Origin of the sequence: Prevotella illustrans (genome assembly GCF_017426725.1) — a bacterium.
Classification (GTDB): Bacteria; Bacteroidota; Bacteroidia; order Bacteroidales; family Bacteroidaceae; genus Prevotella; species Prevotella illustrans.
Map to the genome: position 1 here is coordinate 77,735 of NZ_JAERMS010000006.1, position 21,104 is coordinate 98,838.

The 21,104-nt window shown below is 41.4% G+C and carries 19 protein-coding genes; 17 read left to right on the plus strand and 2 right to left on the minus strand.

What is annotated here, in order from left to right; genetic code table 11:
- The first annotated feature begins 6 nt into the window (after positions 1–6).
- Complete coding sequence (locus JHU38_RS03605) at positions 7–1,563, plus strand: RagB/SusD family nutrient uptake outer membrane protein (RefSeq protein ID WP_107581023.1); 1,557 nt, start codon at positions 7–9, stop codon at positions 1,561–1,563.
- Positions 1,564–1,656: 93 nt separating this feature from the next.
- Entirely contained in the window at positions 1,657–3,033 is a 1,377-nt protein-coding gene (locus JHU38_RS03610; RefSeq protein ID WP_107581024.1) for a carboxylesterase/lipase family protein, read from the plus strand.
- Between the two features lie 18 nt (positions 3,034–3,051).
- Here JHU38_RS03610 and JHU38_RS03615 read toward each other — a convergent pair whose 3' ends face one another.
- Positions 3,052–4,332 (minus strand): sialidase family protein, encoded by a 1,281-nt coding sequence (locus JHU38_RS03615; protein ID WP_107581025.1) that lies wholly within the window; start codon positions 4,330–4,332, stop codon positions 3,052–3,054.
- Between the two features lie 261 nt (positions 4,333–4,593).
- Here JHU38_RS03615 and JHU38_RS03620 point away from each other — a divergent pair, with 261 nt between their 5' ends.
- From JHU38_RS03620 to JHU38_RS03690, 15 genes are all read left to right on the plus strand, one after another.
- Positions 4,594–5,154 carry a UpxY family transcription antiterminator gene (locus JHU38_RS03620; RefSeq protein ID WP_158267261.1) on the plus strand — a complete coding sequence of 187 codons (561 nt, stop codon included), beginning with the start codon at positions 4,594–4,596 and terminating at the stop codon, positions 5,152–5,154.
- A 251-nt stretch (positions 5,155–5,405) separates the two neighbouring features.
- A complete protein-coding gene (locus JHU38_RS03625; protein WP_232369824.1) occupies positions 5,406–6,785 on the plus strand; it encodes a lipopolysaccharide biosynthesis protein in 1,380 nt (459 codons plus the stop codon).
- A gap of 478 nt (positions 6,786–7,263) precedes the next feature.
- On the plus strand, positions 7,264–8,031 hold the full coding sequence (locus JHU38_RS12585) for an O-antigen ligase family protein (protein ID WP_369917237.1): 768 nt from the start codon (positions 7,264–7,266) through the stop codon (positions 8,029–8,031).
- Complete coding sequence (locus JHU38_RS03635) at positions 8,000–8,893, plus strand: glycosyltransferase family 2 protein (protein ID WP_107581028.1); 894 nt, start codon at positions 8,000–8,002, stop codon at positions 8,891–8,893. Before JHU38_RS12585 ends, JHU38_RS03635 begins: the two co-directional genes overlap by 32 nt.
- Positions 8,890–9,825, plus strand: coding sequence for a DUF6492 family protein (locus tag JHU38_RS03640; RefSeq protein ID WP_107581029.1), 936 nt, complete (start codon positions 8,890–8,892; stop codon positions 9,823–9,825). The genes JHU38_RS03635 and JHU38_RS03640 overlap by 4 nt, the downstream gene beginning before the upstream one ends.
- Positions 9,825–11,015 carry a glycosyltransferase gene (locus JHU38_RS03645; RefSeq protein ID WP_107581030.1) on the plus strand — a complete coding sequence of 397 codons (1,191 nt, stop codon included), beginning with the start codon at positions 9,825–9,827 and terminating at the stop codon, positions 11,013–11,015. Before JHU38_RS03640 ends, JHU38_RS03645 begins: the two co-directional genes overlap by 1 nt.
- Entirely contained in the window at positions 10,993–12,114 is a 1,122-nt protein-coding gene (locus tag JHU38_RS03650; protein WP_107581031.1) for a glycosyltransferase family 4 protein, read from the plus strand. The genes JHU38_RS03645 and JHU38_RS03650 overlap by 23 nt, the downstream gene beginning before the upstream one ends.
- Positions 12,111–13,214: a glycosyltransferase gene (locus JHU38_RS03655; RefSeq protein WP_107581032.1), complete on the plus strand. Its 1,104-nt coding sequence runs from the start codon at positions 12,111–12,113 to the stop codon at positions 13,212–13,214. Before JHU38_RS03650 ends, JHU38_RS03655 begins: the two co-directional genes overlap by 4 nt.
- Positions 13,214–13,927, plus strand: a complete 714-nt coding sequence (locus tag JHU38_RS03660; protein ID WP_107581033.1) for a glycosyltransferase family 2 protein — start codon at positions 13,214–13,216, stop codon at positions 13,925–13,927. Before JHU38_RS03655 ends, JHU38_RS03660 begins: the two co-directional genes overlap by 1 nt.
- Before the next feature lie 10 nt (positions 13,928–13,937).
- Entirely contained in the window at positions 13,938–15,002 is a 1,065-nt protein-coding gene (locus tag JHU38_RS03665) for an acyltransferase (RefSeq protein ID WP_107581034.1), read from the plus strand.
- On the plus strand, positions 14,992–15,747 hold the full coding sequence (locus tag JHU38_RS03670; protein ID WP_107581035.1) for a glycosyltransferase family 2 protein: 756 nt from the start codon (positions 14,992–14,994) through the stop codon (positions 15,745–15,747). The genes JHU38_RS03665 and JHU38_RS03670 overlap by 11 nt, the downstream gene beginning before the upstream one ends.
- An 11-nt stretch (positions 15,748–15,758) precedes the next feature.
- The gene (locus JHU38_RS03675; RefSeq protein WP_107581036.1) at positions 15,759–16,865 is read left to right on the plus strand and encodes a nucleotidyltransferase family protein; all 1,107 of its coding nucleotides are present in this window, start codon (positions 15,759–15,761) and stop codon (positions 16,863–16,865) included.
- Between the two features lie 87 nt (positions 16,866–16,952).
- Positions 16,953–18,050, plus strand: coding sequence for a GDP-mannose 4,6-dehydratase (gene gmd / locus JHU38_RS03680; protein ID WP_107581037.1), 1,098 nt, complete (start codon positions 16,953–16,955; stop codon positions 18,048–18,050).
- Positions 18,051–18,080: 30 nt separating this feature from the next.
- Positions 18,081–18,497 (plus strand): GxxExxY protein, encoded by a 417-nt coding sequence (locus JHU38_RS03685; RefSeq protein ID WP_232369825.1) that lies wholly within the window; start codon positions 18,081–18,083, stop codon positions 18,495–18,497.
- A 360-nt stretch (positions 18,498–18,857) separates the two neighbouring features.
- Positions 18,858–20,060 (plus strand): GDP-L-fucose synthase family protein, encoded by a 1,203-nt coding sequence (locus JHU38_RS03690; protein ID WP_107582286.1) that lies wholly within the window; start codon positions 18,858–18,860, stop codon positions 20,058–20,060.
- 445 nt (positions 20,061–20,505) lie between these two features.
- Here JHU38_RS03690 and rfbC read toward each other — a convergent pair whose 3' ends face one another.
- Complete coding sequence (gene rfbC, locus JHU38_RS03695) at positions 20,506–21,075, minus strand: dTDP-4-dehydrorhamnose 3,5-epimerase (protein ID WP_107581038.1); 570 nt, start codon at positions 21,073–21,075, stop codon at positions 20,506–20,508.
- Between the last annotated feature and the right edge of the window lie 29 nt (positions 21,076–21,104).

The following is a 21,104-nucleotide window of genomic DNA, read 5'->3' on the forward strand; positions in this document are numbered from 1 at the left end:
ACGACAATGAAAAAGATATTTGTTTGTGCCCTCGCACTGCTCACTTGTCTCACTTTCTCGGCATGCAGTGACGATCTCAATATAGAAAAGCTGGGCAACCTCGGATCGACAGACGACTTCTACAAGACGGACAACGACGCCGAGCAGGCCATCACCGCCTGCTACACCGACCTGGGAACCATCTTCGAGCCCATAAAGGCTATCGACGACCTGCTTTCCGACGACGTATGGTGCGGCGGTGGCAACCGCAATGACAACGCCCAACGTGAAACGATCGGCGACTATACTTTCGGCAGTACCAATGAACTGATCCAGCAGACCTACGAAGGGCTCTACACCATGATTTACCATGCCAACCTCATGTTGCAAAAATTCGAGCGTTACGATACGCCCGTGAAGAAACGCGACCAGGCCGAAGCCTATTTCTTCCGTGGTCTGGCGCATTTCTATCTCGGTGCTTACTTCGGAACAGCGCCCGTAGTCGACCACCTGCTCGAACCTTCGGAATATGCCAAAACCAACAGTACGCGTGAGCAACTCTACACACAGGCGGCCGCCGACTTGAAAGCTGCCATCGGTTCCGAATCCTTAAGTCGAAAAACGGCTCTCGACACCAAGCTGGCGCGCATTTCGAAAGAAGCTGCGCAAGCTTTCTTGGGCAAGGTTCTGGTGTTCGCGGAGAACTACACGGAAGCGGCACAAAACCTCAACGAGGTGATCAACTCCGGACTCTATCGCCTCAACACCACCATGCCTTATGAAAACTTACTGCATGCTGGTGCCGACTTCGACGCCGAACATGTGTTGGAATGGAATGCCGTAGCCGACTACGCAAACTACACACAGATACTATCGCTCTATTACATCTATCGCGGTTTCCGCGGTGAGTTCTTCAATTGGAACGCTACCGATTCGCAAATAACCAATGTCTCTAATTCCTCTTACGGATTTTTCAATCCTACGGAAGACCTCTACAACGCTTTTGTCAAGGAGGAAGGAACAGACGGCTACCGCTTGAATCAGTCGATCAAGACCGTAAGGCAAATCGCGGACATGGGCATCACCCTGGCATTGGGTAAGACGCTGCACGGCAACGAGGGCTATTTCAACTGGAAGCAGCGTATGCTCAACACAGACTTCATTATCTTTGGGCTCTTCCCCACGGTCAACCGTTTGTGGATGTCGTATGCCGAAGTTTTGCTGCTGGCCGCCGAGGCCAACCTGCAAGCGGGCGACAAACCCGAGGCCCTAAAAGCACTCAATGCTATTCGTCAACGTGCCAAGCTGCCGGTAAAGACCGACTTGACCATGGATGACATAAAAACCGAAAAGCGATTGGAACTCTGGGGGCTGGGAACACGGTGGATGGACCTCGTGCGCTGGGGCGACGCGGCAGGCAGATTAAACGGTAAGGGTAAGGAAATGCCGGGCTTCAACGGCCGAAAAATAGTAGAATATGCCAATCCCGACGCCGGTTTCAAGAGTGACAAGAACGAAATGCTGCCCATCCCCGACCAAGAGATTAAACTCAACAAGAACATGAAGCAAAACAAGGGTTATTGAGCTGCGTCAGACTATAATTGTCTTTACGGCTTCATTGTGTCAACGGGCCGCGGCCTTTATCTCTCCTGGAGGGAGCGGCCCATTTCTAACAATATGAAAATCTATCCAAACCGCATCCAAATAAAATTCAGAATGGTGAAAATATCGCATTTGCTCATGACGCTCTTTCTTTTCGCGACGGCCTCCATGCAGGCCCAAAATCCGGTGTTGAGCGTAACCGGTGGAAAACTTCAAGGAGTGGCTTCGGCCGCACCGGGAATCAATGTGTACAAGGGCATTCCCTATGCTACGCCCCCCGTGGGCGTACTTCGCTGGCGCCGGCCGCAACCGGTCAAACCCTGGAAAGGAATAAAGATTGCCGACCATTTTGGCAATATCTCGTGGCAGAGCGGCCAGCAACACGGTTCATTTTACTGGAAAGAGTTTTATCAAAACGGACAGGACCCCATGAGTGAGGATTGCCTCTATCTCAACGTATGGGCACCAGCAGCCACAGCCGGGAAGCCGGACGCCAAATTGCCCGTAGCCTTTTGGGTGCACGGAGGAGGTTACATCAACGGTTACGGCCACGAAATCACGATGGACGGCGACGCCTGGGCCATGCGGGGTGTCATTCTCGTCACAATCAACTACCGACTGGGACTCTTAGGGTTCTTGGCCCATCCGGCACTTTCGGCCGAAAGCGCTGACGGAACTTCGGGCAATTACGGCACATACGACCAAATCATGGCTCTACGGTGGGTGCACGATAACATTGCTCAGTTTGGCGGCGACCCCGACAACATTACGGTGATGGGACAAAGCGCAGGTGCCGCCAGCGTAAAGAATCTGGTCATTTCGCCTATGTCGCGCCGACTGATTCGCCGTTGCATTATTCAGAGCGGCGGGGGAATGGGCAAATTCATCGAGCCTGACGGAGACAATAAGATTGTGGACGAACGTGGACGGCTGCTCATGGAGAAACACGGCTACACCACTATCGGACAGCTGCGTGCCGCCCGTCCCGAAGAACTGCTAAAAATAGCGGCCTGGGGTGTGGCATCGCCGCATACCGATGGCGTGGCACTGCCCGAAAACTTCGACTCGGCTGTGAAACAAGGCCATGTGGCCGACATCGACTACATGATAGGGTGTACCGTAGACGACATCGTACCAATGAACAAGGCCGTAGACGCCTTCTGCTATGCTCGAGACTCCATTCATACCCATAACATCTACCAGTATCTTTTTGCCCGAAAGCTACCCGGCTCGACCGATGGAGCCTTCCACTCGGCCGAACTTTGGTACATGTTCCACACGCTCAACCGTTGCTGGCGCCCCTTCACGAGTGCCGACTATCGGCTAGCAGACGAAATAATGGACTACTGGACTAACTTTTGCAAGAACGGAAATCCCAACGGGGAAGGCCGTGAAACGTGGCACGCCTTCACGCGTCAGAATCCGTTTGTCATGACGTTGAATGTGAAATAAGCATTACGCATTTTGCGTTCATTCATACTTTCCTCCTGTTATTTCACTTACTGATAGACTTCGGTAGACGATATCGTAACCACCGTTCCGGCCATCGCGCTCATAAAGGAAGGCGAGACGCCCATTATCCATTCTGACCATCGTAGAATAACACGAGGACCGATCAGTAAGACGAAGGCCTCTTTGCCAACCGTGTTTCCAAGTCTGCGTGTCGGACATGCGTTTGCCACTTGGAACCTCTTTATAAAAGAAACCTACGCTGTCACGATTGGCACTGAGAGGTACTGACTGCAAGGCCAGCCATACCCGCTTTCCCGTAGCTACTTTCCGGACCTGCAACATTAGAATCTCACCATTACAAGCATTCACCTCATGCGCCGTCATATTATCAGGCATGACTTCCTGTCCCCAGCGCCCAATCGCTTTGCGAGCATTCGTATAACTGAAGACATTGAATTTGCGGCCGCCCGTGAGTTCACGACAACTCAACAGTACATCACCATTAGGCAGTTCTTCTACTTTCGACTCGTCTTGGGCCGTTGAAGGAGCCACCATCGTTGCTCCGCCCAACACCTGCCACGAACGACCAAAGTCGTCGGAATAGATAACATACGTGCCGATACGATCCCTACCCTGCTGCCGCAACGGGTGAGCAATGTAGAGGCGGTAGTATTTTCCCACTTTAACATAGCGACTTTGCATGATACGCCCCGACGTGAGAAATATGCCATCGGCCTGTCCACTACCAGGCAGTTTACCATCGTAGAAACCATAGATCATCTCTGTCAGATCGGTACCATCGTCCCATGTCTTGCCACCATCCATACTGCGGAAAAACACAGCGTGCTGCGGATCACGACGAGTGGCACGCTGATAGCCGACATTGCCTGCCACACAATGTAGCAACACCTCGTCTGACGTGCGGTCGGCCACTAAGCTCGGATCGCCATAAGCGATGCGACGCCGCTCGACAGCATGCTCATTGCCCCTGGCCACGCATACCGTGTCCGACCAAGTAAGTCCATGATCATCGCTGGAGCGCATCACAACATTAACTTGAAACAAGCCATTCTGATTACCCCAGCCAATATCTGTCTTGCTGACACGGTAGTCGCACGCGGCTAAGAGCGTACCCCGACGGGTCTGCGCAATAGCCGGAATACGATAAGGTATGGGACTCTCGGCATTATTAAAAACGATAACTTCATTAGCGGTCGCTTGCTGGGCATACGATAAGGCCGGACAAGCCCCTCCCAAACAAGCAACAAATAACATTGAAATAATTAATTTACAGTTCATAATGATTAGGTTTTGTATGCAAAGTTAAACAAATTAATCACATATACGGTTGCCATTTCCAGAATATTAACTACCTTTGCAGAAAGTAAGCGATGAAATCGTCATACTTTTGAAAAGTAAGTTATAGAATGAATCACCGTTCAATGCATACTGCGGCTGCGAAAGATGAGATCATTGCCAAGAGGCGACCCGTGAGATCGGAAGTTAAGAATAGAGTTAACTATCGATTTACCCCGGAATTACCTATTACACAAATACTTCGTGCTATTTTCCAACAACGAGATACATTGGTTCCTGCTCTCTCCTAATTATCGTAGAGAGCTAAAGATCAAGCAATACTTTGAGTCAAAAGGAATCGCGTGTTTCGTTCCCATGCAACACACCTACCGTATTATTGCAGGCAAGAAGCGTCTGGTAACAGTTCCCGTCATCTCCAACTATTTATTTGTAAAGTCCACGTATGACCGGCTTAAAGCCGAGAAACAAACGCTTGAGCAGCTTGACATGCCGTTTAAGTTTCGTATGGACACGATGAGTCATCACCAACCGATTGTTATCAGCGACCGATTGATGGAAGACTTTATCACCGTCTGTCAAAATCAACACTGCAAATTCGTTGGTTACGACAAGCAAGCCGACATCAAGAAAGGCGATCTCGTCGAAATCGTGTCAGGCCCATTTGCCGGCGTCCAAGGCTATTATGCCCGTCCTTTCAAAGATAAGTGTGTGGTAGTATTGATTGAAAACGTCGCTGCCGTATGCACTACGTATATTCCACCCAAGGCCTTGCGCCTCGTGGGAAAACAGGGGGAATTGGTATGACACAGGAGAAGAAAGCCAGAAGAGTTGTTCAAATCATACACAGGGCATTGCAACAATAAAGACAGGTGAAGGTAGGACATTCATGCTAAGTAAAATGACGGGTAAATTAATCTCCAAAAGAATTGAGGCTCTTAGAGTTTATTTGTATATTCATCATGTCAATTACCCGATTTAAAGTTTTGTGGAATAAGGTGGCGTTCTTCATTTTTTGTGGGTAGAGTAAAAAACGAAGAATAAAGTAAAGCTTATTTATGTTTAAAATAAAAGATTCTGAGCAGATACCATTAAAGTTTAAGGAAATACTAAATGACAAGTCTTCAAGGTCGAAGGAGGCTTTAAAGAATATTCTCCTCTCTTTTGCGGCAAAAGCCATCAGTATTTTAAGTTCTTTACTTATAATCCCACTTACTATCAATTATGTCAATCCGACTCAATATGGTGTATGGCTTACTTTGTCGTCGGTCATAGGGTGGATAAGTTATTTTGACCTTGGTCTGGGGAATGGCTTCCGAAATAGGTTCACAAAAGCAAGAGCTGATGGCGACGATTTACTTGCAACAAAATATTTAAGCACAACTTACTTTTGTATAACCGCTATTTTAGTATGTGTATTCTTTGTTGTACTTGTACTAAATAATTTTGTGAACTGGGCATCCTTCCTAAGAATCAGTCAAGTTTATCAGAAAGAACTTCATTCAATATTCTCTATTTTGTGTTTTTTCTTTTGCTTGAATATGGTTACGAATATTTTTGGAACCATGCTGATAGCTGATCAAAAGCCTGGCTTAAACTCGATGATACAGGGAGGAGGACAACTTTTATCTCTCTTGGTAATCTTTATATTGACCAAGGTTTCTTCCGGAAGCCTACTGAACCTTGCCTTATTCTATTCGGGAGTTCCTTGTATACTAATGCTGATAACCTCTATTCTTGCTTTTAAGTATTCTCGATACCATAATATTCGTCCAAGACTTTCTTTGATAAGATTTTCCCTTATTAAAGACATTTTAAGTTTAGGAATTCAATTTTTTCTCATCTACATCTGCTTAATAGCAATTTTCCAGATTATAAATATCGTGATAGCCAAAGAGATCGGTCCTATTGGTGTAACCCAATATAACATTGCGTCGCGATATTTCAATATTCTATATATGTTGATTATTATAGTCATAACCCCTTTTTGGTCTGCTTTTACAGATGCATTTACCAAACAAGACTACAAATGGATGAGATCTGCGGTAAAGAAACTGGAAAGGGTTTGGCTTATCAGTATCCTTGCAGAATTTATTCTACTTGCCATATCCCCTTTCGTGTATCATATCTGGATAGGCAAATCCGTACACGTCCCCTTCTTGATATCTGTATCTGTTTGCTTGTTCATTTCTTCGCAAAGTATTGGAACAATCTATATGTATCTCATCAATGGAATAGGGAAAATCAGAATACAAACAATAATATACGTTATATTCGCAATTTCTTCTTGGTCTACCATGGTATATGCAAGTAAGCATTGGGGAATAAACGGAATAATCCTGTTGCCAACCATTGTATATATCATACAAGCAATATTTGGGAAGATACAACTTTCCAAAATCTTGGAAAAGAAAGACCGTGGACTATGGGCCAAATAGAAAAATCCTTGCATAAAGTCTACGATCGGTTTGTAATATGAGCAAGCTTATATACACGTTAATACTGTGCTTGATATTATGGTGTGTTAATAATTTCTTTTATATTATTATCAGTCCATATTCAGTAGTTATATACATATTCTTGGTACTTTTCATTGTATTATCGCAAAGGAAAAAGAAATGCAAATTTGCTTTTAACAGTCCCATCTTACTGTTCATGCTTTGTTATATCATTTCAATGCTCTATCAGATGATATACAACGTGATGCCCCTAAGTAATATTTTAAAGGGCTATATGTTATTGCTAAGCACCTTCTTGTTATATTTTCCTCTTACTAAACTCAGGCAGAGATATGGTGATAGCATTATCAAGAATCCTATAAATATAATGGCTACTATTCTTTCCATTATACTATTAGGACAATCTTTTCTTAACTTCCATTGGTTAAACATAGAAACCAATGAAAGGTATTATGGAATGAGAGCCTTGGTAGGATTACATTTGTTAGTGTTCTCTGCGATATTACAATTTGACAGACTTTTCCACAAGGAGAAAAAAAACAGAATTCTTAAATATATACAGTTTCTGATAGTATTATCTGCCATAATCTTCGTGTGCCAGACACGTTCCATCAACAGTTCTATCATCATTTGCTTATCTGTTTATTTAATAGTTAGAATTTATCAGAATAGGAGGAAATGGACAAATGCCATCGTTATTTTTATTGTCATAATCTCCATTCCCTATTCTGTCATCCAACTGTACGACTACATATATAATACCGTTTCAACCAGTTTGTCTGCCAATGAAGCATCCTCCATTCAGCGACTATACGCCTATCATTATTACTGGACACTCTTTCTACAACATCCTTTTGTGGGAATTGGTCTACAAGAAGGAAGTCTGAATATACTCTCTTATGATGGGATACAGAACCGGTTATACATCGCAGATGTCGGCGTCGTCGGATTTGTTGCTTCCTTTGGTATTCTGGGGATTATTGTATACAGCTACCTTATAGCTAAATATGGTAGCATACTAAAGCATAATCCAAAGCCCTTATTTTTTGCTATACTCACAATTATCGTCATATTAGCTCCATTCAACGCTTTAACAAACTTCTCTGACCAACTTATCCTATTAGTCTTCTGTTTCAGCCTAATGGACAAACAGGAAACAAGAAAACCAAGAAAAAATAAATCTCACAAATTCCATGCTCATCAGCATCATCATACCAACCTATAAAAGACCTCATTTACTATCCAAAGCTATTGACAGCTGTCTGGCACAGACCTATAAGGATGTCGAAATTATTGTTGTCAGTGACAATGATATAGACAGTAATGAAGAAATGGAGACCCTACAGGTAATTGAATCTTACAAAGGAAAGATACATTATCTGCCTACTATCGGTAATCATGGTGGAAGTTATACCAGAAACAGGGGATTAAGGGAAGCTAAGGGCGAATACGTTAACTTTCTGGATGATGACGACTGTTTGTATCCGACAAAGATAGAGAAGCAAGTTGCCATTCTTGAGAAAACAAGAGAAACGTTGGCATGCGTGGGATGTTTGGCCGCAATAAAAGATGCGGACGGGAAAATACTGAGAATAGAGAAGCCCGAGTATAATCCTCACGATATTTTCTTCTCTGAATTAAATTGTAACATCTGCACCACAAGTGTTGCGTTGGTCAGAAAAGAAGCATGTGTAAAAAGTGGAGGTTGGCAAACAATAGAGTCCTCCCAAGAACATCTTTTCTTCATCAACTTATTCAAAATCATGCCAACCTTTGCTTATGTACATGAGATTTTGTTGGATATCAACTGGCACGCCGGAACAAGAGTCTCGACAAACAAGCATAAACCGTTAGGCACTCTAAAGTTGACAGAAATCATAAGGCAGTTTTATAAAAACATGCCAAAAGAGAAAGTCAGACAGATACAACTTTCCCGTCTCAAGCAAGATATATATGCTTATCTTTTATTGGATGACATCCAAAAGGCAATGGTACTTTACAGGAGAAGATTAAAGTTATCCATTCTAAATAAGGATAACATAAAAATATTAGTAAAGATTATACTCCACCTTGTGAAAGCACAATGAATTTTGAAGTAATTATCCCTATTGCGGCCAATGACATTGCCGATTTAATACAAAATATACACGAGATACACCGGCATATTCATGCTGATAAATATGTTGTAATTGGTCCAGAGTCTGTCAGAAAAGAGATTGAAAGTATTGATTTCCTTTCTTTTATGGATGAAAATGAGGTTGTTTCCGGACTTACGTTCGATAAGGTAAGGCAGGATATAGAAAGTATTTATCCCAAGGCAAGCAGAAGGACTGGCTGGTATTTTCAGCAATTTCTGAAACTTGCTTATGCTTTCCGTTGTGGGACAGATTATTACCTTTCTTGGGACAGTGACACCTTGCCTCTTAGAAATCTATCTTTTTTTAATTCTTACGGAAAGCCTTTTCTCGATTACCTTCCCAAAGAATATGGAGATGAAGATTACCAAGTAACCATACAAAAGCTATTTCCCGAATTCACGTCACGTACCGATAAATCATATATTACTGAACACATGATATTTAAATGTGATATTGTCAAGACCATCATATCACAAATAGAATCCAAAGAACATCTTTCCGGGAGGGTATTCTACGAAAAGATTCTGCACTCTATCAATACTAAGGCTTTTAATCTTAGTGCTTTCAGTGAATTCGAGACATATTCAGCTTTCATCTTAAATAAGAATCCAGATTGCTATATTGAAAGAAAATGGAAAAATCTTCGAAACGGCAGATTTTATTTTGGAACTCAACTGACAGAACCAGAAAAGAGCTGGCTTGCAAAAAGCTTTGATGTTATATCACTGGAGAATTATGACAGGCAATACTGGATTACAAGGCTTATAATAAAATATGCGGAAGGACGAATACCATTCACTCGTATATACAAGTGGATCAATCCTGTTTATAAGATATATTATAGAATCAGACTCGCTCTAAGGAAAGTTATCAGATCATAATGAAGGTACTTGTACAAATTACCTCGGCCTCGACCGGAGGGATTGGGCGCCTGACAAGAGATATATGCGATACGTTGCCAGTAAGCGAATATAAGGCTTTTATTGCGTATGGACGCGGAGATTTGGTCCGAAAGAAGTATGATTATAAATTCGACCATAAGCTGGATATTTATGTTCATGCCATCTTGTCCAGAATAGCAGATGGGACCGGGTTGGGGTCGTATGTAGGCACTCGCCGTCTCGTCAAGTGGCTTCGTCATATAAAGCCGGATATAATACACTTACATAACTTACATGGCTATTATATAAATATCCCTGTATTGTTCAAATATCTTGCTAAAACAAATATCCCAGTTGTATGGACTTTCCATGACTGTTGGAACTTCACTGGACATTGTACACACTTCAGCCTTATACAATGTCATAAATGGAAAGACATGTGCTACCATTGCCCACAACTTGGAAAATATCCCATATCCTATTTTGATTATTCAACAAGAAACTATTTCCTAAAGAAGAAATATTATTGTTCGCTACGGAATCTGACAATTGTGACTCCGAGCAAGTGGCTGCAAGGCTTGGTTGAGGCGTCTTTCTTACGAAAGTATCCGTCCATTGTCATTAATAACGGTATAGATTTAAAGTTGTTCAGGGTAAAAAGCAATTATTCAAGAATAAAAGTTGGAAACAGAAAGATTATCCTTGGCCTGGCTTCCACATGGTCTGACAGGAAAGGACTGGGGGATTTTCTTAAGCTATCTCAATCTTTAAGCGATGAGTATGTCATCGTGTTGGTCGGTCTCACAAAGTCTTTAATAAAAAAACTACCCGGTAACGTTGTGGGAATAACACATACAGAAAACGCAGAACAGCTGGTAGACTTGTATAACAATGCTTTCGTGTTTATCAATCCCACCTATGAAGACAACTTTCCGACAACCAATATAGAGGCAATGGCATGCGGCACCAGTGTGATAACCTACAACACCGGGGGAAGCCCGGAGTCTTTGACATTAGAAACAGGCTACGTATTAGAACAAGGGGATGTTAAAGGTATACTTCAGGTAATAAGATGTCATGTCAAAAATGAATTAACAATCAAAGCATGCAGAGAGCGTGCAATGCAATTTGATAAATTCACAGTTTTCTCTAAATATAAGGAACTCTATGGCAGAATCATCAACACATAAGAAAAAAGTTCTCTTTACAACGAACATTCCTGTTCCCTACAGAGTCTGTTTTTTCAATGAACTTGGAAAGTATGTCGATCTTACCGTTACATTCGAACGTTCTAACGCAAAAACCAGAAAACAAGAATGGCTTGACAATTCTTTCCTGAACTTCAAAGGAATCTTCCTAAAAGGTATACAAATAGGAGATGACCTCTCAATAGCAACAGAGATAATCAGAATAATAAAGAGAGGTAATTTTGATGATATAATTATTGGAGCATATTATTCACCGACAGGAATCTTAGCTACAGAATACATGAAACTGAAACGTATTCCATTTATGTTCAGTGAAGATGGCGGATTACTAAAAGAAGAATGTAAATTTAAATACCTGATAAAAAAACATTTAAAGAGTGGAGGAAAGACTTATTTCTCGCCAAGCGCACACTCTGATGATATATTAAAACACTATGGAGTAAATGAAAACAAACTATACAGATACCCTTTTACGTCATTAAATGACGACGATATTCTTCGCAACATTCCATCTTCTGTAGAAAAGAACAGATTGAAAAATGAATTGGGAATAACATATGACAAGGTAGTATTAGGAGTAGGACGACTCGTGGGATTTAAAAAATGGGGGTTACTGATAGAGGTATCAAGGCGAATGCCCGGTGTCGGTTTTTTCCTTGTCGGCGGAAATCCGTACGGCAGTTGTTACGAGAAATATCTTCCAAACTTGCCAAATAATTTCCATTTCATTGATTTTAAGACAAAAGAAATTCTTTTTAAATATTATCAGGCAGCAGATGTTCTCGCCATGCCAACCTCGGGGGACGTATGGGGACTTGTCATAAATGAAGCAATGGCAAATGGCTTGCCTATTGTATCAACCGATAAATGTACAGCAAGTCTGGAACTTCTAAAACAAAAAGAATGTGGCATCCTCTTTAAAGTAGGAGATGGCGAAGGACTAAGATGTTCTTTAGAGAAAGTTCTCTATAACGAAGAACTGCGGTATCGTATGGCTAACAATTGTCTATCGGTCATACAGCAATATAGTATAAAAGGGATGGCTAAGGCCTATTTTGAAGGTTTAAGCAGACGAGGATGATCAGGTTAGTTGTCATTTCGGAACTTACTGGTGGGGGTGTCGAATCTGTAAATACAACACTTGCACAAAACATAAATCAAGAGTTTTTTGATGTTACTGTATTATCTGTTCATTCAATCCCCAAAGATCTTACTGAAATAAATCCATCTTATAAATGTGTTTCTCTCAATAGAACATCCATAAAGCGCTCATGTCTAAAAATCATCATTACGCTTAGAAGGATTCAGCCAGACATCATTCTTTGCTCTATATTGGACGAAGCTTTCGTCTGTCTCCTTTATAAGAAGCTTTATAACCGAAGATGTAAACTACTATATGCCCAACACACGGTATGGTCTACTGTCTACAATACAGGATTTAAAGGAAGAGTCTTTAACAAATGGCTGCCCCATATTACAAATATTTATAGTAAGCTGGACGGCTTGATATATGTTTCTGAGGGAGTACGGGACGATTTCAGGAGAGAATTTAAAAAGGTAAAAACCATAGAACGAGTCATTTACAATCCTATTACAGCAGACGATTCCCACTTTCTTTTTAGGATTCTAAAACAGAATAAAGTTTCAATTGTCACTGCGGGAAGACTGGAAAAAGAAAAAAGACAGAAATTATTAATTGCTGCGGCAAAGAAATTAAAGGATGAAGGAGTAGATGTTGATATAACCTTTTATGGCAAAGGAACCTTGTTAGGCGACCTGAAACGCTATTCAGAGGAACTTGGTATGAGAGAACAAGTCCGCTTCCCTGGCTTTATAAAGCATCTTATTCCTGCATTTATGCAATATGACATCTTTGTTTTGACCTCTGATTATGAATCGTTTGGGAATGTTCTGGTAGAGGCAATGAACACTGGCATGCCGGTTGTCTCAACCGATTGTCCTGTCGGTCCAAGAGAAATTCTTGACAATGGGCGATATGGTGAACTTGTAAAAATGAGGGACGCCGAATCCGTTGCGAAAGGAATAAAATATTCCATAGAAACATATAATAACAATAAAGCAAAAGATATTCTCAGACGAAGCATGGACTTCTCAATAAAAGCATCATGCTCACAATATGAAAATATGTTCATGACTGTATTGAAAAAACAAAAAATATAATGATATCAGTTATCACTGTCTGCTATAATAGCAGCAAGACAATTTCCAGAACATTTGAGTCTTTACTTAATCAAAGTAACAAAGACTTTGAATACATTGTCATAGACGGAGCTTCTACAGACGGAACGATAGATATTATCAAAAGGTATCTGCCGAAATTCAAGGATGCTAATATAAGACTCCAATGGGTCAGCGAACCAGACCATGGAATTTACAATGCTATGAATAAAGGAATTAAAAAGGCCTCTGGGAATATTATCGGTATTCTCAACAGCGATGACCAATACTTTCCATGGACAATAGAAACGATAAGCCAGATATCCATTAAATATCCAGACTATGATATTTACCATGGATTACTAAAGCATATCTCAAATCAAAAAACTACACGCATTACGGGAACTTCCTCTGAGAATCTTTATAAAGGAATGATAGAGCATCCGACATGCTTTGTGCGCAAAAAAACATATGAGGAGCTAGGAGCATTTGACGAGAAATATACTTATGTTGCAGACTATGATCTTATGCTAAGGTATAAAAAGGCAAACAAAAAGTTTTATTTCATTGAGAAGATTCTGGCAACTTTTGATGAGGGGGGAGGAGGAAATTCTCGTGCTTCAAGGCTTGAGGCATTAACTCTTCAACGTAAGTACAACTTAATTTCAAGGGAAAAGGCTTTTATAAAAAGAGTACGTGAATATATGAAGCAATAAAACTAAGTCTATGTCTCAAAGAATATCTAATTTTGAATTGTTGAGAATTACAGCCATATTGATGGTTATAGTCAGCCATATATCATATCATGGTTTTTATCAACCTGGCAGTGGTTATGTATATATCAGTAATTTACCTAACCGATTGATGTTGCAGATGCTCAATACAGGAAGCCTTGGCGTGGATATTTTTGTGATGATGTCTGGATTCTTTTTAGCAAAAAGAGATTCATTTTCTCTCAGGAAGGTTCTTTCCCTTATAATCATGGTTTGGTTTTATTCAGTTATCATTTATGTTATATTTGTTAATACTGGACTTATTTCATTTAGTTGGAAAGAATGTGTAACTGCTTACTTGCCAACCACATTCGGGGTAAACTGGTTTTTTACAGCATATCTGACAATCTACATGATAAGCCCATTTCTTAACAAGATATTGAATAACAGCAAGAGTCTCCCTGAATTTAATTTAAAAAAAGATTTTTCAGGAAAAGATAATTCTCTTTCTATTATACTAATAATGTTCCTTTTCTGGAGCGTGATTCCAACTCTCTCTGGGGGTAACCACTATGCAACGGATATTCCTGTCTTTATCATGCTTTATCTGATAGGAGGCTATATCCGCAATAATTTACAATATCTGAGAAAAGCTGGAAATTTCATCTTTGTCATAACAGTAATTATATGGGTATTGATGCCAGTGATTGCATGGCTTACAGGGATACGACTATTGCAAGAACATATAACATTCTTTACCGCAAAGAATTCTGTTGTAACAGTTCTTCTATCGGCAGCTATAATTATAAAGACCGCTTATTGTAAGGCTTTCTACAATAAATTCATCAATTGGTTGGCATTGGGAGTCTTTGGCATATATCTCATTTCAGATAACTATTATATCAGAATACATCTTTATAAATTCCTACATTGTAAAGAATATGCAAACTCTCCAGAACTTATCATGCTGCTTGTGATATGGTCAATTGGGATTTTCTGTTTTTGCTCCTTGATAGATTATTGCCGTCGAATTATTTTCAACAAACTTCTACAAGAAAGAAAACAAGATGAAAGTTAGTATCATCACGTCTTGCTATAACAGAGTGTCCACCATAGAGGACACCATCAAGAGTGTTCTGTCGCAGGATTACTCTAATATTGAGTATATTATTATCGACGGGGGCTCAACAGACGGAACACTTGAGATTATCAAGCAGTATGAAGACAAGATAACCCGGATAGTCTCTGAACCTGACCATGGGATGTATGAAGCCATCAATAAGGGTATCAGACTTGCTACCGGCGACATTATCGGTTTGGTTCACTCTGACGACTTCCTCTTTGATAGACATACTATCTCGGATATTGTGACAGCGTTTGAATGCACGAGAGCAGATTTCATCTATGGCGACGGTCTGTTCGTTGACTACTACAATATAAAGAAGCCTATTCGAAAATGGATAGGAGGGCACTTTTCCAAAAGAAAGATCCGTTTAGGCTGGCTCCCTCTTCATCCAACCTGCTATATCCGTAGAGATAAGCAGATAGAGGTGGGATTATACAATGAAAAATATAAGATTGCAGCAGATACGGATTTCCTCATTAGGGCACTATATGAGCATAGTCTGGAAGTTGACTATATAAACAGGTATATCATCCGTATGCGTATGGGAGGACTTAGTACAGATCGCGCTCACCGAAAAGCTATGTGGAAAGAAGATATCAGCATTTACTCTTCACACGGCTTTCAAGCTATACCGACCAAGATCATGAAAATGATATGGAAACTTCCACAGTTTATCAGTGCAAAATTTATGAAATGAAATGAAATAAAATGTACGACAAGATACTCGCTCTTCTGAAACTTTGTCTTATCCCACAAAGTATTCCCTCAAAAGTCATAACAAATATCGATTGGACAGAAGTGCTTGCTTTTGCGCAGGCACATGCTATTGTTGGTCTATTTTGGAAAGAAATACAAAATTTGCCACCCACAATCAAAAACAAGCCAAGTTATAAAGATATCACAAATTGGGCTATCGCATATAAACAAATTGAGAAAAGAAATTTTTATTTATACCAGAAGTCTGCATGGGTATGCTCTAACTTTAAAAAAGAAGGATTTGAAGCCTGCATACTAAAGGGACAAGGTAATGCCATCCTTTATCCTGATATATATGAGCGTTCCCCCGGAGATATTGATGTTTGGCTTCGCCCTGCAAATAAAGAGACGAGAAAAACGACAACCAAAGAAAGAAGGCAAATTATTATTCAATATGTAAAACAGATAATCCCTGAAGCTCCTATAAGATTTCATCATATACAATTTGATATCATAAAGGGGCTGTCCATAGAGCTACACTTTTTCCCCATTAATTTAAATAATCCTTTTGCTAACAAGAAACTACAGTGTTGGTTTCATGAAATGGAAGACTTTCAGTTTAGTCATACGGTAAAACTTCATAACAACTCTGTTATTTGCATACCGACATTGAAATTCAACTTAGTATATCAAATGTGTCACATTCTTCATCATTTCTTCGATGACGGAATTGGCTTACGGCAACTGATAGACTACTATTATCTTTTAAAACAAGAACCCAATGAAGAAACCAAAGAAGAAATCAGAAGAATGTTCTCCACACTACACATAGAGCAGTTTGCAAATGCTGTAATGTTTGTTCTTCATAATACACTCGGACTTGAATGCAAATACCTATTATGTCCGCCCGACAAGATTCGTGGTTCTATCCTACAACAAGAAATTCTAAGAGGTGGAAACTTTGGGAAAAACTATCGTTTCAACCACTCGACTACAGGAAAGAAATATTTCGCCAAGATCAAACGCAACATAACTCTTGTCAATTTATGTCCGAGTGAGGCTATTTGGGAGCCATGGTTTAGGACTTGGCATTTCTTCTGGAGATTATTTAATTATTAAATGAATTGGTAAGGGATATGGCATTATCCTTTCAGCAAGAGCTATCAACGCTTCATTAACGTCAACTATAAAAATATAAATAAAGACATGTCGAAACAAAACATCGCATTAATTACCGGTATCACTGGGCAAGATGGCAGTTACCTGGCAGAGTTACTATTAGAAAAAGGATATGATGTGCACGGAACGATTCGCCGGTCATCGGTTGACTATCGGGAGCGTATCGCCCACTTAGAAGGAAAGCCTCATTTCCACTTGCATTATGCCGATCTGGGCGACTCTATGAGCATTTTAGGCGTCATCAGCAAGGTGAGACCTACGGAGATATATAACTTGGCTGCACAGAGCCATGTGCAGGTGAGTTTTGATTCACCGGAATTTACCGCGGATGTAGACGCCGTGGGAGTGCTTCGTATATTAGAGGCTGTGCGCCAGCTCGGACTGAAAGAATCATGCCGCATCTATCAGGCGTCGACTTCGGAGCTATATGGCAAGGTAGAAGAGGTCCCACAGAATGAGAATACGCCTTTCCATCCCTATAGCCCGTATGCAGTGGCCAAGCAATATGGCTATTGGATTGTGAAAGAATACCGTGATGCTTACAATATGTATTGCTGCAATGGCATTCTATTCAATCATGAAAGTGAACGCAGAGGAGAAACGTTTGTAACACGCAAGATTACGCTTGCGGCAGCACGAATCAAGCAAGGGAAACAAAAGAAGCTGTTTCTGGGTAACCTCGGTTCGCTTAGAGACTGGGGGTATGCCAAGGACTATGTGGAATGTATGTGGCTTATCCTGCAACATGACAAACCAGAAGATTTCGTCATCGCAACAGGTGTGCAGCACAGTGTACGTGAGTTCTGCTACCATGCTTTCAAACGTGTGGGCATAGAACTAGAATTTCAAGGTGAAGGCATAAGCGAGAAAGGCATTGATAAGGCTACCGGCAATGTGCTCATTGAAGTAAGCGCCGACTTCTACCGTCCTACGGATGTCGTAAATCTATGGGGAGATCCGACGAAAGCTAAAGCCAAATTGGGATGGAATCCCAACAAAACGACATTCGAAGATCTGGTTAATCTCATGGTAGACAGCGATATGGCAAAAGTAGCTTCTGAGGGAGCCGCGGAAAAAGTAAGGACGAACTTAGCAGAATATCTGGAGAAGGGCATTGTCAAGTAAAACACGCAACCTATGGTTGCATCACGAAAGATGAAAATTGATACCATAAAGTACAGTGAATCGATTCACCATATCATTGGCCGTGCCTTTGAAGTTTATAACGAATATGGTGGAGGCAATTTAGAATCTGCTTATGAATGCGCTTTCGCTTATCTGCTGAAGCAAGATGGTTTTTTAGTAGAAGAGCAAAAAGATGTTCCACTTTATTTCAAAGATGTAAGACTAAACAAGACATATAGGATTGATCTTTGTCTGAATAATCAGATTATCATAGAATTAAAAGCTGTGGATAATTTACACGAGGAACATAGGGCACAGCTCTTCCACTATCTTCGAATGACGCATTGTCCTATAGGACTTCTTATCAACTTTAGCCTTAAAGACGGAGTAAAGTTTGAGAAATACGTGTATGACAAAGAAAAGAATTGGTGTCAAGCTTTCAAGTAAAATCATACAACCAGATTTTAGTTTAAAGAGGAACGCGCAACCGATGGTTGCATCACGAATATAAACGAATATAAAGAATATAAAGACAAGATAAAGATTTTCGTTATATTCGGTTATTTTCGAGATTCCGCAATCGCGGAGCGTTAAACTTAAAACAACTGTTCATTGTAGAGAAAAAGAAACGCGCAACCGATGGTTGCATTACGAATATAAACGAATATAAAGAATATAAAGACAAAATAAAGATTTTCGTTATATTCGGTTATTTTCGAGATTCCGCAACGGCGGAGCGTTAAACTTAAAACAAAAGCTAATCCTTTAAACGACAGATAATTATTTTAAACATAAAACTTCATCATGCTGTCTAAAGATTCAAAAATATACATTGCCGGCCATCACGGACTCGTTGGGTCAGCCATTTGGAATAATCTCAAAAAGAGAGGCTTTAACAATCTTGTAGGCTGTAGTCACCATGAGCTCGACTTGACAGACCAACAAGCCGTAAAAGCTTTCTTCGATAAGGAAAAACCGGACGCGGTCGTACTGGCCGCGGCATTCGTCGGCGGTATCATGGCAAACTCGCTGTATCGTGCCGACTTCATCATGCAGAATATGAAGATGCAGTGCAATGTCATCGAACAGGCTTATCTGCACGGCGTAAAGAAACTGCTTTTCTTAGGTTCGACCTGCATCTATCCCAAGAACGCGCCGCAACCGATGAAGGAAGAGGCCCTGCTCACTTCACCCTTGGAGTACACCAATGAGGAATATGCCATCGCCAAGATTGCCGGACTGAAGATGTGTGAGAGCTACAACCTGCAATATGGCACCAACTATATAGCGGTCATGCCCACCAACCTCTATGGCCCTAACGATAACTTCCACTTAGAGAACTCGCACGTACTGCCGGCGATGATGCGCAAAATCTATCTGGCCAAGCTCATTCATGACCGAAACTGGGAGGCTATCCGCAAGGATATGGACAAGCGTCCGGTTAATCCTACGGACAAGCTCCGTGTCATCATCGGCGAAGGGAATGTAGACGGCAAGAACGCGGAAGAGCGGATTTTGAAATGTCTCGCCTTTTATGGTATAGAGAATAACAAGGTGACGCTCTGGGGGGATGGCTCTCCGTTGCGCGAGCTCCTTTGGAGTGAGGATATGGCCGACGCGTCGGTGCATGTGCTCCTCAATGTAGATTTCAAGGACATCATTGGTATCGAAAAATATTCAAGTGTATTCTATGGCGCCAAGACCGACGGTGCCGTCGACCGCAACAACTCGGAAGGGCGTGGTGGCGCCATCCCGAGCCTTGGCGAAATCCGTAATTGCCACATCAATGTAGGTACGGGTAAGGAACTCACCATCAAAGAATTGGCCCAACTCGTTGTGAAATCCGTCGGGTTTGAAGGTAAAGTATGCTGGGATGAGACGAAGCCTAACGGCACACCCCGCAAGCTGATTGATGTCAGCAAACTACATTCGTTCGGTTGGACGCATAAAGTTGAAATCGAAGACGGCGTAGAGCGATTGTATCAGTGGTATCGCGGTACGATCGACTAATGTAAATAAAATATCAGAAAAACGCCCTTTCAAAATATTCAATCCGGCAAAAGGACAAGCAAAAATAAGCTGTTCTTTTGCCGGATTTTTCCGTTTATATTGCAAAAATATAGCTTTCACTCTGCAATAAGGCAGCTTTTAGCAACTCAAAACTATGCTTTTAACCACTCATTGCTATGCTTTTACATCGTCAAAGGGCCGCTATTACAGGCCAAAAGCATAGCAATGGGACACCAAAAGCGAAACTTCCACTTGTCTAAAATTCGTAAACAGCTAATATACAGCTACTTGCGCATTTCATCAAAAACGGGAAATAACGCCCGTAAATCCAATCAACTTTCTTTTGATTCAGAATCTTTCAGCGTTTTGTAAAGAATATTCAGAAGATTTAAACCGCCGTCAGGCTATCTGTAACAAATACATATTTCCTAACGATGGCAGACGGTCAGTCATAGCATTTACCATAAACAAACGGACTATCCAGCTCTTTCAGCAATGGATGGTGCTTATCTTTCTCCGAAAGAACAATCTTGTCGGCAGGTATTTGCCAATCAATGGCTAATTGCGGATCGTCAAACGCCAGGGCACCTTCGGCCTCGGGATGATAGAAATTATCGCATTTATACAGAAAAACGGCCGTCTCGCTCAACACGGAAAAGCCGTGGGCAAAGCCGCGGGGGATGAAAAACTGGCGGTGATTGTCTTCCGTCATCTCGCAGCCGACCCATTGTCCGTAGGTTGGCGACCCCTTGCGAATGTCTACCGCCACGTCAAGCACGGCTCCACGAATCACTCTTACCAATTTGCTTTGCGCGTAGGGAGGGCGCTGAAAGTGCAAACCACGCAAAACACCATAGCCTGACTTGCTCTCATTGTCCTGGCAAAACGCTACGGTCTGTACCCGTTCGTCAAAGTCGCGCCGCGAATATGACTCGAAAAAGTAGCCCCTGCCATCATGAAACAATTTTGGTTCGATGATAACCACTCCTTCGATTTTCGTTTCGATTACGTTCATTATTCTATTGTAATTATGCAACAAAGATA